The organism is Hyphomonas sp., assembly GCF_040882205.1.
Lineage (GTDB): Bacteria > Pseudomonadota > Alphaproteobacteria > Caulobacterales > Hyphomonadaceae > Hyphomonas.
Map to the genome: position 1 here is coordinate 1 of NZ_JBBEBT010000291.1, position 14,119 is coordinate 14,119.

14 protein-coding genes and 1 tRNA gene are annotated in these 14,119 nt (G+C 64.4%); 1 reads left to right on the plus strand and 14 read right to left on the minus strand.

Going from position 1 to position 14,119, the window contains the following annotated elements:
* The 5 genes from ndhC to zwf all read right to left on the minus strand — a co-directional run.
* On the minus strand, positions 1 to 315 hold a 315-nt coding region (ndhC, locus tag WEA77_RS12560), incomplete at its 3' end, for an NADH-quinone oxidoreductase subunit A (RefSeq protein ID WP_368068226.1).
* 303 nt (positions 316 to 618) lie between these two features.
* Positions 619 to 1,584 carry a glucokinase gene (locus WEA77_RS12565; RefSeq protein WP_368068227.1) on the minus strand — a complete coding sequence of 322 codons (966 nt, stop codon included), beginning with the start codon at positions 1,582 to 1,584 and terminating at the stop codon, positions 619 to 621.
* Positions 1,585 to 1,587: 3 nt separating this feature from the next.
* Positions 1,588 to 3,423: a phosphogluconate dehydratase gene (gene edd / locus WEA77_RS12570; protein WP_368068228.1), complete on the minus strand. Its 1,836-nt coding sequence runs from the start codon at positions 3,421 to 3,423 to the stop codon at positions 1,588 to 1,590.
* Positions 3,424 to 4,122 (minus strand): 6-phosphogluconolactonase, encoded by a 699-nt coding sequence (pgl, locus tag WEA77_RS12575; RefSeq protein WP_368068229.1) that lies wholly within the window; start codon positions 4,120 to 4,122, stop codon positions 3,424 to 3,426.
* A 5-nt stretch (positions 4,123 to 4,127) separates the two neighbouring features.
* Positions 4,128 to 5,597: a glucose-6-phosphate dehydrogenase gene (gene zwf / locus WEA77_RS12580; protein ID WP_368068230.1), complete on the minus strand. Its 1,470-nt coding sequence runs from the start codon at positions 5,595 to 5,597 to the stop codon at positions 4,128 to 4,130.
* A gap of 271 nt (positions 5,598 to 5,868) precedes the next feature.
* Here zwf and WEA77_RS12585 point away from each other — a divergent pair, with 271 nt between their 5' ends.
* Entirely contained in the window at positions 5,869 to 6,882 is a 1,014-nt protein-coding gene (locus tag WEA77_RS12585; RefSeq protein WP_368068231.1) for a substrate-binding domain-containing protein, read from the plus strand.
* Position 6,883: 1 nt separating this feature from the next.
* Here the strand turns inward: WEA77_RS12585 and WEA77_RS12590 are convergent, their stop codons facing one another.
* The 9 genes from WEA77_RS12590 to glyA all read right to left on the minus strand — a co-directional run.
* Positions 6,884 to 8,494, minus strand: coding sequence for an alpha-glucosidase (locus WEA77_RS12590; RefSeq protein WP_368068232.1), 1,611 nt, complete (start codon positions 8,492 to 8,494; stop codon positions 6,884 to 6,886).
* Between the two features lie 87 nt (positions 8,495 to 8,581).
* Positions 8,582 to 8,657 (minus strand) — tRNA-Trp (locus tag WEA77_RS12595).
* Positions 8,658 to 9,405: 748 nt separating this feature from the next.
* Positions 9,406 to 9,873 carry a transcription antitermination factor NusB gene (nusB, locus tag WEA77_RS12600; protein ID WP_368068233.1) on the minus strand — a complete coding sequence of 156 codons (468 nt, stop codon included), beginning with the start codon at positions 9,871 to 9,873 and terminating at the stop codon, positions 9,406 to 9,408.
* Positions 9,870 to 10,298 (minus strand): 6,7-dimethyl-8-ribityllumazine synthase, encoded by a 429-nt coding sequence (ribH, locus tag WEA77_RS12605; RefSeq protein WP_368068234.1) that lies wholly within the window; start codon positions 10,296 to 10,298, stop codon positions 9,870 to 9,872. Before ribH ends, nusB begins: the two co-directional genes overlap by 4 nt.
* On the minus strand, positions 10,298 to 11,425 hold the full coding sequence (gene ribB, locus WEA77_RS12610; protein ID WP_368068235.1) for a 3,4-dihydroxy-2-butanone-4-phosphate synthase: 1,128 nt from the start codon (positions 11,423 to 11,425) through the stop codon (positions 10,298 to 10,300). The genes ribH and ribB overlap by 1 nt, the downstream gene beginning before the upstream one ends.
* The gene (locus tag WEA77_RS12615) at positions 11,422 to 12,051 is read right to left on the minus strand and encodes a riboflavin synthase (protein WP_368068236.1); all 630 of its coding nucleotides are present in this window, start codon (positions 12,049 to 12,051) and stop codon (positions 11,422 to 11,424) included. Before WEA77_RS12615 ends, ribB begins: the two co-directional genes overlap by 4 nt.
* Before the next feature lie 20 nt (positions 12,052 to 12,071).
* Complete coding sequence (locus WEA77_RS12620) at positions 12,072 to 12,725, minus strand: RibD family protein (protein WP_368068237.1); 654 nt, start codon at positions 12,723 to 12,725, stop codon at positions 12,072 to 12,074.
* A complete protein-coding gene (gene nrdR / locus WEA77_RS12625; protein ID WP_368068238.1) occupies positions 12,722 to 13,195 on the minus strand; it encodes a transcriptional regulator NrdR in 474 nt (157 codons plus the stop codon). Before nrdR ends, WEA77_RS12620 begins: the two co-directional genes overlap by 4 nt.
* Before the next feature lie 6 nt (positions 13,196 to 13,201).
* A partial coding sequence (gene glyA, locus WEA77_RS12630) for a serine hydroxymethyltransferase (RefSeq protein ID WP_368068239.1) occupies positions 13,202 to 14,119 on the minus strand: 918 nt, incomplete at its 5' end.

The following is a 14,119-nucleotide window of genomic DNA, read 5'->3' on the forward strand; positions in this document are numbered from 1 at the left end:
GAGGAACCCGACCATAGACCAGAAGCCGAGGATGCCGATTTCGCCGAGGCTCACCGCCCACGGGAACAGGAACGCAACCTCAAGGTCAAAGATGATGAACAGGATCGCCACCAGGTAGAAGCGTACGTCGAACTTCATCCGCGCGTCGTCGAAAGCATTGAAACCGCACTCGTAAGCCGAGTTTTTCTCCGGGTCAGGCTTGGACGGGGCCAGCAGGACGGAGCCGACGACGAACAGGCCGGAAATCACGACACCGATGACGAGGAAGAAGATCACCGGAAGATAATCCAGGGCCAGGCGCTCGACTTCGGACATGATTGGTACCTCCAGGTACAGACCCAATTGCCGCCCGATTAGGACGGTTTTAATGCAGGCGCAACACGAACAGGCCCGCCAACTTCAGACTTTCGCAGTATAGCCTCGCGGGTTCCCAAATCGCGAGCTCCGAGGTTGCGTCAGTGCGTCACGCATGCCCCCGGAGCACAAGTTCAGGTGGCGCCGCTTTCTCTGAAAAGTGCCTTGAATTCCCTATCCATTTCCAGCGCCCTCACCGATCTGAGAATGGCTCTCATGCGGAGACATGTCGGCAGGGGCATACCCTGGCCCCATCCGGCGCTCTCAGCGGGCGTGAAGCTGCCGGAAATAGGCCGCCGCACCGATCAGTGGCGCGACAGGCTCATGCAGCAGCCGGACCGGGCATCGTTGCAGGTAATAGCTCATCGGACCGCGCGAAACGAATCGCTCTCGCGCCTCGGGCGTTTTCAGGAAATCGGCGATCCGCTCCGAAACGCCGCCGGCGAGCACCACCCCGCCAAGCGCTCCATTGGCGAGTACCAGGTCGCCCACCGCGCCCATCACCGCCAGCGCCCGCACCTCGATCAGCGCGCGGTACATCGCCTCGCCCGCATTCGCCCGCACCCGCATCTCAGCGGGCGTCAGTGTCGCCGGCGCGGTCCCGTAGATCTCGCAAAACGCCGCATGCACCTCGTCGAGGCCGCTACCCGAGGCCACCAGCTCATTCGACACGTAGCCATGATCCCGCATCAGGATCGCGCAGAGCTGGCGCTCCAGCTCGGTCCGCGGCGCATAGGCAATATGGCCGCCTTCCCCCCCCAGCACATTCCATCTCCCGTCCATTGCCGGCACCAGCGTCGAGACACCAAACCCCGTACCTGGCCCGGCGACGATCATCGGCGCTTCGGGCACCGGCTCGCCATCAAAAATCAGCTCGAACGCCTCCGGCTCCAGCTCGGGCACAGAGCGCGCCATCGCCACGAAGTCATTGATCAGCTCCACCCGGGAAATCCCGAACGTCTCCCGGATAACCGCCTCGTCTATGGCCCAGTCCCGGTTGGTAAGGTGCACACGTCCGCCCCGCACCGGCCCGGCCACCGCGATACACGCCGCCTCGGCCCGCACACCGGTCTCGTCCAGATAATGACGCAGCGCCTGCCCGAATGTCGGATAGGCCTCGCTCGCCAGCACTTCGAACCGCTCGATCCCCAGCCAGTCGCCCCGCCGGACCGCCAGCGCAAAGCGCGCATTCGTGCCGCCCACATCCCCCACCAGCACGCCGGACTCCATGGCTCAGCTCCGCAGGCCGAGGAAGTTGAACGGGCTCGCCCCGCTGGCTGCGCTGCTGATATTCATGCGGAAGAGGTCGAAAAGCTCGCGCCCAAGTCCCGCCGGGGGCCGGTTCGGCCGGAACGGGGCGGCGTCACGCGCCATGAATTGCGCCACATCGACCTTCACGTCCAGCGTTCCGGCTTCTGCATCCAGCCGGATGATATCGCCGTCGCGCACCTTCGCTATGGGTCCGCCCTGCGCGGCTTCCGGGCTAAGATGGATCGCTGACGGTATCTTGCCGCTCGCGCCGGACATCCGCCCGTCGGTCACCAGCGCCACCCTGTGCCCCCGGTCCTGCAACACGCCCAGCAACGGCGTCAGCCCGTGCAGCTCCGGCATCCCGTTCGCCGCCGCGCCCTGGAAACGCACAACCGCAACAAAATCCCGGTTCAGCCGGCCTGCCTCGAACGCTTCCTTCAGCGCCTGCTGCGACTCGAACACCGCAGCCGGCGCCTCGACCAGCCGGTGCCCGGCCTTCACCGCAGACACTTTCAATACGCCTTCGCCCAACAGGCCCGTCACCAGCCGCAAACCGCCATCCGCCGAGAACGGATTGTCGAAGGGCCTCAGGACGTCGAGATCCCCGCTTTCCGCCGGCGCGGGCTGCCAGGCAAGTGCGCCCTCCGACAGGACCGGCTCCTGCGCATAATCAGCTATCGGTCCCGCAACGCCTTGCGCGTCGCCGTGCAGCAGCCCCGCCATCAACAGCTGCGCCATCAGGAAGCTCATGCCGCCCGCCGCGTGGAAATGATTTACGTCCGCCGGACCGTTCGGATAGATGCGCGCCAGCAGAGGCGTGACGCGCGACAGGTCCGAGAAATCCTCAAGCGTCACGGACAGGCCCGCCGCCGCCGCAATCGCCGGGATGTGCAGCGCGTGATTGGTTGACCCGCCCGTCGCCATAAGTCCGACGATGCCGTTCACGACAGCCCGCGCATCAATAAGCTCTCCGGCCGGCCGGTAGTCCGCGCCCTGCGCAGTGATGGCCGCCGCGCGGTGAGTTGCGGCGCGTGTCAGTGCGTTGCGCAGCTGTGTGCCGGGGTTCGGAAAAGCCGCACCCGGCATGTGCAGGCCCATCACTTCCATCAGCATCTGGTTCGAGTTCGCCGTGCCATAGAAGGTGCAGGTGCCCTGGCTGTGATAGCTCTCCGCCTCGGCCTTCAGCAATGCCTCTCGGCCCACTTTACCTTCCGAAAATAATTGCCGTACACGGATCTTTTCAGGATTCGGCAGGCCGGACGGCATCGGACCTGCCGGCACGAAGACCGACGGCAACCAGCCAAATCGAAGCGCCGCAATCACCAGCCCCGGCACGATCTTGTCGCACACACCAAGGTGCAGCGCGGCATCAAACGTATCGTGCGACAGCCCGATGGCAGATGCCATCGCGATCACATCACGCGAAAAGAGTGACAGTTCCATCCCTTCCTGGCCCTGCGTGACGCCGTCACACATCGCCGGCACGCCGCCCGCCACCTGTGCGATGGCATGAACCTCGCGCGCCGCCTCTCGGATGAGCTGCGGATAAACTTCAAACGGCGCATGCGCGGAAAGCATGTCATTATAGGACGTGATAATGCCAATCACAGGCCAGCCAGCGCCGAGGATCTGCGCCTTCTCCAGAACGGCGCATCCGGCGGATTGATGCGCGAGGTTGCCCTCCGTCAACCGCGCCCGGGCGAACGCTGCCGGGCGACGCGAACGGATCATCTCGAGGTAAGCTGCACGCGAAGCCCGCGAGCGCTCTTCGATGCGCGCCGTGACGGCTTCAACAACAGGATTCAGTTTTCCAACCATCTATGGGGCCCAGTAAACAGAAAGGCGCTCGCCGAGACCGTCAATCGCGAAACGGACAGGGCAAGCCATGGGATCAGCATGCGGCGCCGAGATCAGCATGCTGCGCTTTTCTTCGCCGAATACAAGCAGCAGCGCGCGCTGCGCCGTCAGGACGCCTGCGCCCGTCAGCGTCATCCGCTGCGGCACGGCCGCGCCGGACGCCTCGACGCCCGCCAGGCAATGCGCCGCATCCGGGGCCGCGGTCTGCGCGAGACCCGGACTGCCGGAAAACCAGCTGGCCGTATGCCCGTCGGTGCCCATGCCGAGCAGCACGAAACTGGGCGCCTTGCAGTAAGGCGCATAGGCGGCAATGCGATCGGCTTCAGCGTCGCGCGGGCAGGCCTGCGATGTTTTCATCGGGATAAATCGCGCTGCCGCCGCCCTGCCCTGCAACAGCACCGTGCGCACCAGCCGCTCGTTCGAGTCCGGGTCGTCCGGCGCAACCCAGCGCTCGTCCACCAGGCCTACCGTCACCTTTGCCCATTCCATGTCCCGGGCCGACAATAGCCTGAAAACCCGCTCCGGTGTTGATCCGCCCGAGACCATCAGGCTCGCTGCGCCCGACGTGGCAATATCCGCCTCAAGTGCGCGCGCCATCATGGCGGCAGCCGCTTGCGATGCAGCCTCGCGGTTTTCGAACTCGGTGAGGTTCAGCGCCATCGCACTTATCCTTCCTTCCACCAGCTGCGCCCATCGCGGTCCATCATCATAGCCGCCGACAGCGGACCATCCGTACCCGCCGCATAGCTTTCCGGCTGATAGCCGCTGGCCTCCCATGAATCGATCAGCCCATCGACCCAGCGCCAGGCTGCCTCCACCTCGTCACGCCGCATGAACAGGGAAAGGTTCCCGCGCACGATGTCCATCAGAAGTCGCTCATAGGCGTCCGGATAGCGCAGCGTGAAACTCTCCGCATAGGAGAGGTTCAGCGGCAGCGACTTGACGCGCAGGCCGCCGGGACCCGGTTCCTTGATCTGGACGAACAGGCGGACGGCCTCGTCCGGCTGCAGGCGGATCACCAAGCGGTTCACGCTGTCCACACCCTGCCCGAAAACATTGTGCGGCGCCGGCTTGAACTGGATCACAATGTCAGAATGGCGCGCTGACATGCGCTTGCCGGTGCGCAGGTAGAACGGCACACCCGCCCAGCGCCAGTTCTTCACTTCAGCCTTCACGGCGACAAAAGTTTCCGTGTGGCTGCCATTTGCGGCAGACAGTTCTTCCAGATAGCCCTTCACCGGCCTTCCGCCCTGAAGGCCGGAGGTATACTGTCCGCGTACGGTCTGGCGCTTCACCTGATCCGGCGCAATCGCGCCGAGCGCGTTCAGCACCTTGATCTTCTCGGTGCGGATATCGTCATCGCCCATGTCGTTGGGCGGCTCCATCGCCGTCAGGCAGATCAGCTGCAGGAGATGGTTCTGTACCATGTCGCGTAACGCGCCGGACCGGTCATAATAGTCCGCCCGTCCCTCGAGGCCGAGATTTTCCGCCACGGTGATCTGCACATGGTCGATATAATTGTGCGACCAGAGCGGCTCGAATAGCATGTTGGCAAAGCGCAGCACCATCAGGTTCTGCACGGTCTCTTTGCCGAGATAGTGGTCGATCCGGAACACCTGCCGTTCGGAAAACACTTCGCCAACGCCGTCATTGATCGCCCGGGCCGATTCAAGGTCGGTCCCGATCGGCTTCTCCAGCACCACACGTGCCGGCTCCGCCGCCAGCCCGGCCAGCCCGATGGCATGGCAGATATCGACATAGAGGTGCGGCGAGGTCGCGAGATAGAAGACGCGCGGGCGTTTTGGGTCCAGCATCAGCAGCTTCTTGAGCGCCGGCCAATCGGCCTCAGGATCCGTCGCATCGATTGTAACGTAGTGGACGATCTTCTCGAACTTCGCCCAGGCCCCGGCGTCCCAGCTCTCACCGGACGCTGCCTCACAGGCCTCCCGCGCTAACTTGCGATAGGCGGCGGGCTCCATGTCGGAACGTGCCGTGCCGATGATGGCGCTGGTCGGCGGGATCTGGCCGTCCAGCCAGCGGTGATAGAGCGCCGGGAGCAGCTTCCGGCGGGAAAGGTCACCGGTGCCGCCGAAGATGATGATGTCGAAGGGGTCGACCGGAACAAACTTGGCCATCCTACGCCGCCCTGCCCGCTGTGGCCGGCTTAGCGCGGCCCTCGATGACCGTCGACCCGATTGCAAAAGGTTGTTGCCTTTGAGGCACATGGGCGCAGCACCCTGCCAGCCCTAAGCCATTGTTTATATGAAATATACCGGGAGATCTAAGCTTCGCCCCCGCCTGCGGAAACAAGTTTTGCAAATCCTTACACCAGCTATAATGACCGGCAGCTGACGGCACGCGCCACGATTGACAACGTTGTAATGAATATGGGGGAGTTCGCCAGGAATGTCCAGCCGGACCCGTCTAGAGGACCTCGCCAGCATCGCCGGCGTCTCGATCGCCACGGTGTCCCGGGCGCTCAACAACAGCCCCGCCGTCAATGACGAGACCAAGCGCCGCGTGTGGAAACTTGCGCGCGAGCACAATTACCATTTCCGCCCGTCGATGCCCGCGCTTCTGTCCCGCGCCTCGGCCACCATTGCCGTCGTCATCCCCGCGCCGCAAGGGCGCCAGGATGGGCCGCTGAACCCTTTCGTGCAGGATTTCATCGGCGGCATCACCGCTGCGGCCCGCGAACTCGGCTGCGACGTGTTGATCTCTCACATCGCGCCGGAGAATCAGGACGATCTTTCCTCCCTGATGACCGCCAACCGCGCCGAGGGCGTTGTTTTCCTCGGCCAGAGAACCCTGCATGAGCGGCTGAACCTGCTTGCCGAAACCGAGAGCCGCTTCATCGCCTGGGGGGCTGACCTGCCGGGCCAGAAATACTGTTCGGTCGGCTCCGACAACCGGCGCGGCGGCGCAAGGGCCGCCGCCCATCTGCTACAGCTCGGCCGCAAGCGGATCGCCTTTCTCGGCGACACCTCGGCGCCGGAAGTGCACCACCGCTACGAGGGCTACGCCGAAGCGCACCGCCGCGCCGGCATCACGCTTGACCCCACCCTCCTCGTCCCGGCGCAGTTTGAGGTCAGCTATGCCGAAGCCGCCGCCGACGGCCTGACCGGGGCTGGCGCATCTTTCGACGCCATCTTTGCCGCCAGCGATCTCATCGCGCTCGGCGCCTTGCGCAGCCTGCATAAGTCCGGTCACCGCGTGCCGACAGATGTGGCGATTGTCGGTTATGACGACATCAAGCTTGCCGCCTATGCCCAGCCGGCACTGACGACGATCTCGCAGGACATGGGCAAGGCCGGCCGGTTGATTGTCTCCAAGCTGCTTGCCGCCACAGGCGGCGCAGCGCTGCGGTCCGAACGGCTGCCGACCGAGCTGATCGTGCGCGAATCCTGCGGCATGGCCTAGATCAGACCTGGGTCTGACCAATCCAGACGCCGTGCGGCGGCAGGGTTACGGGGCCGCTTCCGATCAGCGTCCTGAATCCATCGGTAAACGCAGCCGGAACGGCAGTGGACGAAGTGGCGAGATTAAAAAGGCAGAGCACTGTCTCGCCGCCATCCTCGCGCCGGATGGCCAGCAAAGGCTCGGCAACCTCCGGAAACGAAACGCGGCCTAGCTGGAGCGCCTGTGAAGCCGAACGCATAGCGAGGAAAGCGCGGGTATAGTTGAGCACCGAACCCGGATCGGCCGCCTGCTCTGCGGCAGCCAGCTCTGCATGCCCCTGCCCGATTGGGAGCCAGGGCTTGGCTTCGGAAAACCCCGCAAACATATCGCCCTTCGACCAGGGCATCGGTGTGCGCGCGCCGTCCCGGCCGAGGGTACGCGGCCAGTTGGCGATAGCTTCGCGATCCTGCAGGTCCTCGAACGCCACTTCGGCCTGCGGCAGGCCCAGCTCCTCTCCCTGGTAGAGGATCGGGTTACCGCGAAGGCACAGCAGCAGCGCGTTCGTGAGCTTGGCAAACTGGCGCCTGTCAGCGTCCGGCGGACACCAGCGGCTTACGCAGCGCGGCGCATCGTGATTGGAGAACGCCCAGGACGGCCAGCCCTCGCTGAAAGTGCCGGCCCAGTTCATCTGAGAGGCCCTGACCCGGCGGGAGGAGAGCCTGCTCGCATACAGAAAGTCGAAACTATAGGCAGAGCTGAGCCGCTTCTCGCCCGCCGTGAAGGCCGTCATTTCGGGTAGCGGGTCTGGGCCCGCCACTTCGGCGACCGTAAAGACGGCGCCATAACTGTCCGCCAGTTCGCGGATACGTTCCATGAAGACCGGAATGTCCGGATGCGACTGGTTGTGGATATGGTGCTGCAGGTCGAACGGCCGCGTGATGTTGCGACCCTCGGCTGGCCAGGGCGGGTTGTCCCGGAAGTCCGGATCAAACATCGCGAAGTTGATCGCATCGAGACGAAAGCCGTCAACGCCTTTGTCCAGCCAGAATTTCGCGGCTGCCAAGAGCGCATCCTGTACCACACGGTTGTGGACGTTCAGCTGCGGCTGCGTCGAGAGGAAGTTGTGCATGTAGTATTGCTGGCGCCGCGCATCCCAGGTCCAGGCCGCGCCGCCAAAGACCGACTGCCAGTTGTTCGGCGGCGTGCCATCCGGTTTCGGATCGCGCCAGACATACCAGTCTGCATACGGATTGTCCCGCGAGGCGCGGCTCGCTGCGAACCAGTCATGCGCATCTGACGTATGGGCATAGACCTGGTCGATGATGACCTTCAGACCGAGGCGGTGCGCTTGGGCCAGCAGCGTATCGAAATCGCCCAGCGTGCCGAAGATCGGGTCGACGTTGCAATAATCCGACACGTCATAGCCGAAATCGCTCATCGGCGACTTGAAGAAAGGCGAGATCCAGATGGCGTCCACGCCGAGGCCGGCGATATAGGCGAGCTTCTGCGTGATGCCCGGCAGGTCGCCGATCCCGTCCCGGTTGGTGTCGAGATAGGAGCGCGGGTAGATCTGGTAGACGACGGCGCCGCGCCACCAGGGCTGGCCGCCTTTGATCGGGCTTCGGGTATCCAAGGCCAACTCTCCTGCGCAAACGGGTTTGCAGGATTTGTAGGCGCGCCGCGCCCGGCGGCACAAGAGCTGGATTGTTACGCATTGGCCTGGCAGGGGCAGAGGGACTCGAACCCACGACCTGCGGTTTTGGAGACCGCCACTCTACCAACTGAGCTATACCCCTTCAGGCCTGAGCGGGGTTTGCCTTATCTCCCGGCTGGCTGCAAGACCGGACCTGAAAAACCTTTGCAACGGGCAGCCGGTTTGGCCGGACGGCGGGGTTTCCCGGCCGGTTTATCTCTTCTCCACTCCCTGCCTGCCATCAATCCCGGCGCAAGCCGGGGCAGCGATGCGGCAGCCCCAGAGCGGCCTCAGTCGGTCGGCTTTCGCCGGTATCGACAGAAATAGTCAGCTCGTGAGCGGGTTGTGAGAGCAAAAGCCCCTTACCCGCTGTGCCGGAGACCCCGCAGGAAGGTGCCATCTGGTTCACGGGGGAGAATGAGGGTGTATGGCGCCTCGATGCTGGCAGGCATAGTGCTCGCCCACATCGGATCGTCCCAGCAGCGCCTCTGCGGCGCATATGCTCAGTAGGCGGAAGGATCGGGGGCCTTGTCGCCGAGGCAGGTGAGGGTGACGGCGCACCACCGGTGGACCTTTACCCGCACACCCGTGTAGCCGGTCTCGATCGTCCAGCGGAAATGCCGGTCCAGCTGTCAGAAGAGCACTGGCCGGAAGATCGCCAGCACCTGGGCACACCAGGGCGCGAAGTTCGGACGTGTGCGGGCAGCGCAACAGCGCGGCACAGGCGTGAGTTTCACCCTGGCCGGAGGTGGGAGTGTAGCGCAAGTTTTTTTGTGGAAACTTTCAAAAAACCTGATCCGTATCGGGATTTTATGCGCAGAAAGAGCGGAAAAATGTTGCAGAGCCCGCCCTCAGGCGCGGAGGTCGCGGCCGATGTTCTGCAGGAGGGCGTTGGCGAATTTGGCGTCGGTTTCTTCAAAGAAATCGTGCGCGAGGGAGACGTATTCGTCGAGGATGACAGCGTCGGAGAGTTCCGGGTGGGCGATGAATTCGGCGCCCCCGGCGCGTAGGAGCGCGCGCATCGTGGCGTCAAGACGGGTCAGTTTCCAGCCTTCGGCAAGGCGCGCGAGGATGGCATTGTCGATCCTTGCCTGATGATCGACGACGGCGTTGACGATGGACTTGAAGAGGTCCGGGTCGGCGTCTTCGATGGGGGTGCCGTCCGGGCCGAGGCCAAGGCGGTCTTCCATGAACTCGCGCACTGTGGCGCGGGCGGACTTGTCGGTCTGCTCCATTTCATAGAGCGCCTGGACGGCGGCAAGTCGCGCGCCGGCGCGGCGGGCGCGCGTGACATCGAAGGGGAGCCTGGGGCTGTTCACCCGATCAGCTCTCTACGGAACCTGATCATCGCGAGGCAGGCCTCGGCGGCATCCTTGCCCTTGTTCTTCTGCTTGCGGTCTGCGCGCACGAGGGCCTGGGCCTCGTTCTCCACCGTGAGGATGCCGTAACCGACGGCCTGGCGGCGCTGGACGATGAGGTCCATCAAGCCGCGGGCGCTCTCGCCGCAGACATAGTCATAGTGCGAGGTTTCACCCCGGATGACGCAGCCCAGGGCGACGGCGCCGTCGAACCGGCCGGAATCGGCGGCCATCGCGATCAAGCCCGGGATCTCGAACGCGCCGGGCACTTCCATCACGGTGATCTTCGCGCCGGCAGCTTCGAGCACTTCGAGCGCGCCCGCTTCCAGCTCGTCGCTGATATGCTTGTAATAGCGCGAAATCGCGATGAGGACGCGGTCGGCCATCAGATGTTCTCCTCGTTCAGGCGGCGCCAGCCCTCTATGGTCAGGCCGTATCCGTCAAGACCCGCCAGGCGGGTCGGCTGCGTATCAGAAAGGTAAATCATACGCCGGACGCCCAGTTCGCGCAGGATCTGGGCTCCGATGCCGTATTCGCGAAGGGGCGCGGTCGGGTCACGCGGAGTTGCAGACTTGAGGCCGAGCCGCTCCGCGATGGCGTTCGGGTGCATCATATTGACAAAAACCACGACGCCGGGCTCGGGGGCTTGTGCGATCAGCTGCATTGCCTTGCTGACGAGGCCCTCGCGGGGGCCTCTCTCGCCGAGGACATCGGCGAGTACATCGGTGCGGTGGACGCGGACGATGGTGAGCGATCCCGGGCGGATATCGCCATGGACGATGGCGATGTGTTCGCAGCCATCCAGCGTATTGCGAAAGCAGACCGTCCTGAAGCCGGCGCCAAAGGCGGAATCCAGTGGAGCCTCAACGCGGCGTTCGAGGAAACGGTCATTCTGGCGGCGCCAGGCGATCAGGTCAGCAATAGTGCCAATCTTGAGGTTGTGCAGCTGCGCAAAGGCCACGAGTTCCGGCAGGCGGGCCATGGTGCCGTCATCGTTCATGATCTCGCAGATCACGCCGGCGGGGAACAACCCGGCCATCCGGGAGATGTCAACCGCGGCTTCGGTGTGGCCGGCGCGCACGAGTGTCCCGCCCTCCTTGGCGATCAGCGGGAAGACGTGACCGGGGGTGACGATATCGGCATCGTCCTTAGTCGGATCAATCGCGACCGCGATGGTGCGGGCGCGGTCATGGGCGGAGATACCGGTGGTGACGCCTTCCTTAGCCTCGATGGAGACGGTGAAGGCAGTCTGCATGCTTTCGCGGTTGTTGCGGGTCATCATGTCGAGCCGTAGCGTATGAGCACGCTCCTGGGTCATGGACAGGCAGATGAGGCCGCGCCCGTAGCGGGCCATAAAGTTTACCGCCTCGGGGGTTGCGAAGGTTGCGGGGATCACCAGGTCGCCCTCGTTCTCGCGGTCCTCGGCATCGACGAGGATAAACATACGGCCGTTACGAGCGTCCTCGATGATTTCCTCGATCGAGGAGATTGCAGAATGAAAACCGTCGCTCATGGCTGATTCTTTCCTTCCGGCGCATCGGCGCCGATCATACGCGCCACATAGCGCGCGAGCATATCGATTTCGAGATTGACCTTGCCGCCGGCCTTCAGTGTGCTGAGGGTCGTCACTTCCCAGGTATGCGGGATGATGGCGACCTGGAAGTCGCCGTCCGCCAGCGCGGCTGCCACTGTGAGGGAGACGCCGTCGATGGCGGCAGAGCCCTTGGTAGCGAAGTAGCGTGCGATGGCGGCAGGCGGGCGGATGGTGACGCGGAAGCTCTGGCCTTCGGGCTCGACAGAGACGATCTCGCCGACGCCGTCGACATGGCCGAAGACGAAGTGGCCGCCGAGCTCGTCACCGAGCCGCAGGCTCTTTTCAAGATTGACGCGGCTGCCCTCGCTCCAACCGCCGAGGACGGTTTTGGACAGGGTTTCGGGGACGGCCTCGACCGCGAACCAGGCGCCGCGTTCGGCAGGGCCCATGTCGACAACGGTGAGGCATACGCCGGAATGCATTACAGAAGCGCCCATTGCAATTTCGGCGAGCGGGTAACCGCTTTCGACCTCGAACCGGGTCAGGCCGTTGCGGTGTTCCGCGCGGCGGATGGTGCCGACATCAGTGACAAGACCTGTAAACATTGGAGTTTCCTGCCCGGCGCCTATTGCTCAAATCGAACATAAGTATCGAGAACGTCGTCTCCAATCCGTTCCGTCGCGACAGGGCGCCAGCGGGTCGCAGACTTGAGGTCGGTGAGGCCGAGTTCGCCGAGGGCGGAAAACCCCTCCCCGCCGATCAGGATGGGCGCGCGAAACCAGGCGAGTTCGTGGACAGCGCCGGCCCGTACAAAGCTGGCGCCGAGGTGGCTGCCGCCTTCCAGCAGGATCGAGCGGATGCCTTCGGACGCGGCGCGGCGGAGAAACTCGGTAACGTTCATGCGGATGGCGTTGCCGCAGGGCCAGACCGCGGCGCCGGCGGCGGCAAGTGCGGGGGCCTCGCTACCAGCGGTGGCGATGATGACCGGACCGACATTCAGGGAGGTCATCAGCTTGGAGGCGAGCGGCGTGCGCCCCTGCGAGTCGGCCACGATGCGGAGCGGCTGACGGCCGGGCAGCGGGATGGTGCGAGCGGTCAGCAGCGGATCATCAGCAAGGACGGTTCCGACGCCGACCATAATAGCATCGTGCGCGGCGCGAAGCTCATGGGCCTTGGCGCGCGAGGCGCTGGAGGTGATCCACTGGCTGGTGCCATCGGCGAGCGCGATACGGCCATCGAGCGAGGTCGCAAGCTTGAGGGTGACGCGGACGCCGGTCATTCCCCGGGCGCGTCTTCTTCATCGAGCGCGGCCTTTTCGATGAACTGGGCGAAGTCGCTCGGATCCTTGAAGTCGCGGTAAACCGACGCGTAGCGGACATAGCCAACGGGATCGACGCGCTTGAGGGCTTCCATAACGAGTTCGCCGACCTGCGAGGACGGGATCTCCGTCTCCCCGCCGCTTTCCAGCTTGCGGACAATGCCGGACACCATCTGATCGATGCGTTCACGGTCCACCGGGCGCTTGCGCAGGGCGACCATGATGGAGCGCTGCACTTTCTCCCGGTCGAACGGGGCGCGTTTGCCATCGCGCTTCACGACCATGATCTCGCGCAGCTGGACGCGCTCGAACGTCGTGAAGCGGGCGCCGCAGTTCTCGCAGACCCTGCGGCGGCGCACAGCGGTATCATCTTCAGCGGCGCGGCTGTCCTTTACCGATGTGTTGTCCGAGCTGCAGAAGGGACACCGCAAGACGTATCAGGCCCCCAATCCGTCATAGATCGGGAAACGCGCGGTCAGCGCCATAACTTCGGCGCGGACACGGGCTTCGACGGCGCCATTGTCCTGCGTCGAAAGGGCGTCGACGATCTCGCCGATCCATTTTCCGATCTGGGTGAACTCCGCTTCGCCGAAGCCCCGGGTGGTGCCAGCGGGCGAACCGACGCGGATGCCCGAAGTGATGGCCGGCGGGGCCGGATCAAACGGGATGCCGTTCTTGTTGCAGGTGATGAAGGCGCGCTCGAGAGCGGCCTCGGCGTCCTTGCCGGTGACGCCTTTGGGACGCAGGTCGATCAGGGCGAGATGCGTGTCAGTGCCCCCGGAGACGACATCAAGGCCGGCATCCTTGCAGGCCTTGGCCATGGCGCGGGCATTGGCGACGACTTGCGAGGCATAGGCGCGGAATTCAGGTGTGAGGGCCTCGCCGAAGGAAACAGCCTTGGCGGCGATGACATGCATCAGCGGGCCGCCCTGGATGCCGGGGAAGATGGCCGAGTTGATCTTCTTGGCGAGGGCTTCGTCATTGGTAAGGATCATGCCGCCGCGGGGGCCGCGCAGGGTCTTGTGCGTGGTGGTCGTTGCGACATGGGCATGGTCGAGAGGGTTGGGGTGGACGCCGCCCGCGACGAGGCCGGCGAAGTGGGCCATGTCGACGAGGAAGAGCGCGCCGACATCATCCGCGATCTCGCGGAAGCGGCGGAAATCGATCTGACGCGGATAGGCCGAACCGCCGGCGATGATCAGTTGCGGACGATGGGCGCGGGCGAGGCGCGCCACTTCCTCGAAGTCGATGAGGTGGTCGTCAGGGCGTACGCCGTACTGGACCGCGTTGAACCATTTGCCGGACTGGTTTGGCTTGGCGCCGTGGGTCAGGTGGCCGCCGGCCGCCAGGCTCAT

Coding starts and splice junctions, on each gene's coding strand:
- edd (WP_368068228.1), bottom strand. CDS start 3,423: ATGGTTGGAAAACTGAATCCTGTTGTTGAAGCCGTCACGGCGCGCATC.
- WEA77_RS12585 (WP_368068231.1), top strand. CDS start 5,869: ATGTCCAGCCGGACCCGTCTAGAGGACCTCGCCAGCATCGCCGGCGTC.
- zwf (WP_368068230.1), bottom strand. CDS start 5,597: ATGGCCAAGTTTGTTCCGGTCGACCCCTTCGACATCATCATCTTCGGC.
- WEA77_RS12615 (WP_368068236.1), bottom strand. CDS start 12,051: ATGTTTACAGGTCTTGTCACTGATGTCGGCACCATCCGCCGCGCGGAA.
- WEA77_RS12565 (WP_368068227.1), bottom strand. CDS start 1,584: ATGGAGTCCGGCGTGCTGGTGGGGGATGTGGGCGGCACGAATGCGCGC.
- ribB (WP_368068235.1), bottom strand. CDS start 11,425: ATGAGCGACGGTTTTCATTCTGCAATCTCCTCGATCGAGGAAATCATC.
- ribH (WP_368068234.1), bottom strand. CDS start 10,298: ATGGCCGACCGCGTCCTCATCGCGATTTCGCGCTATTACAAGCATATC.
- pgl (WP_368068229.1), bottom strand. CDS start 4,122: ATGGCGCTGAACCTCACCGAGTTCGAAAACCGCGAGGCTGCATCGCAA.
- WEA77_RS12620 (WP_368068237.1), bottom strand. CDS start 12,725: ATGACCGGCGTCCGCGTCACCCTCAAGCTTGCGACCTCGCTCGATGGC.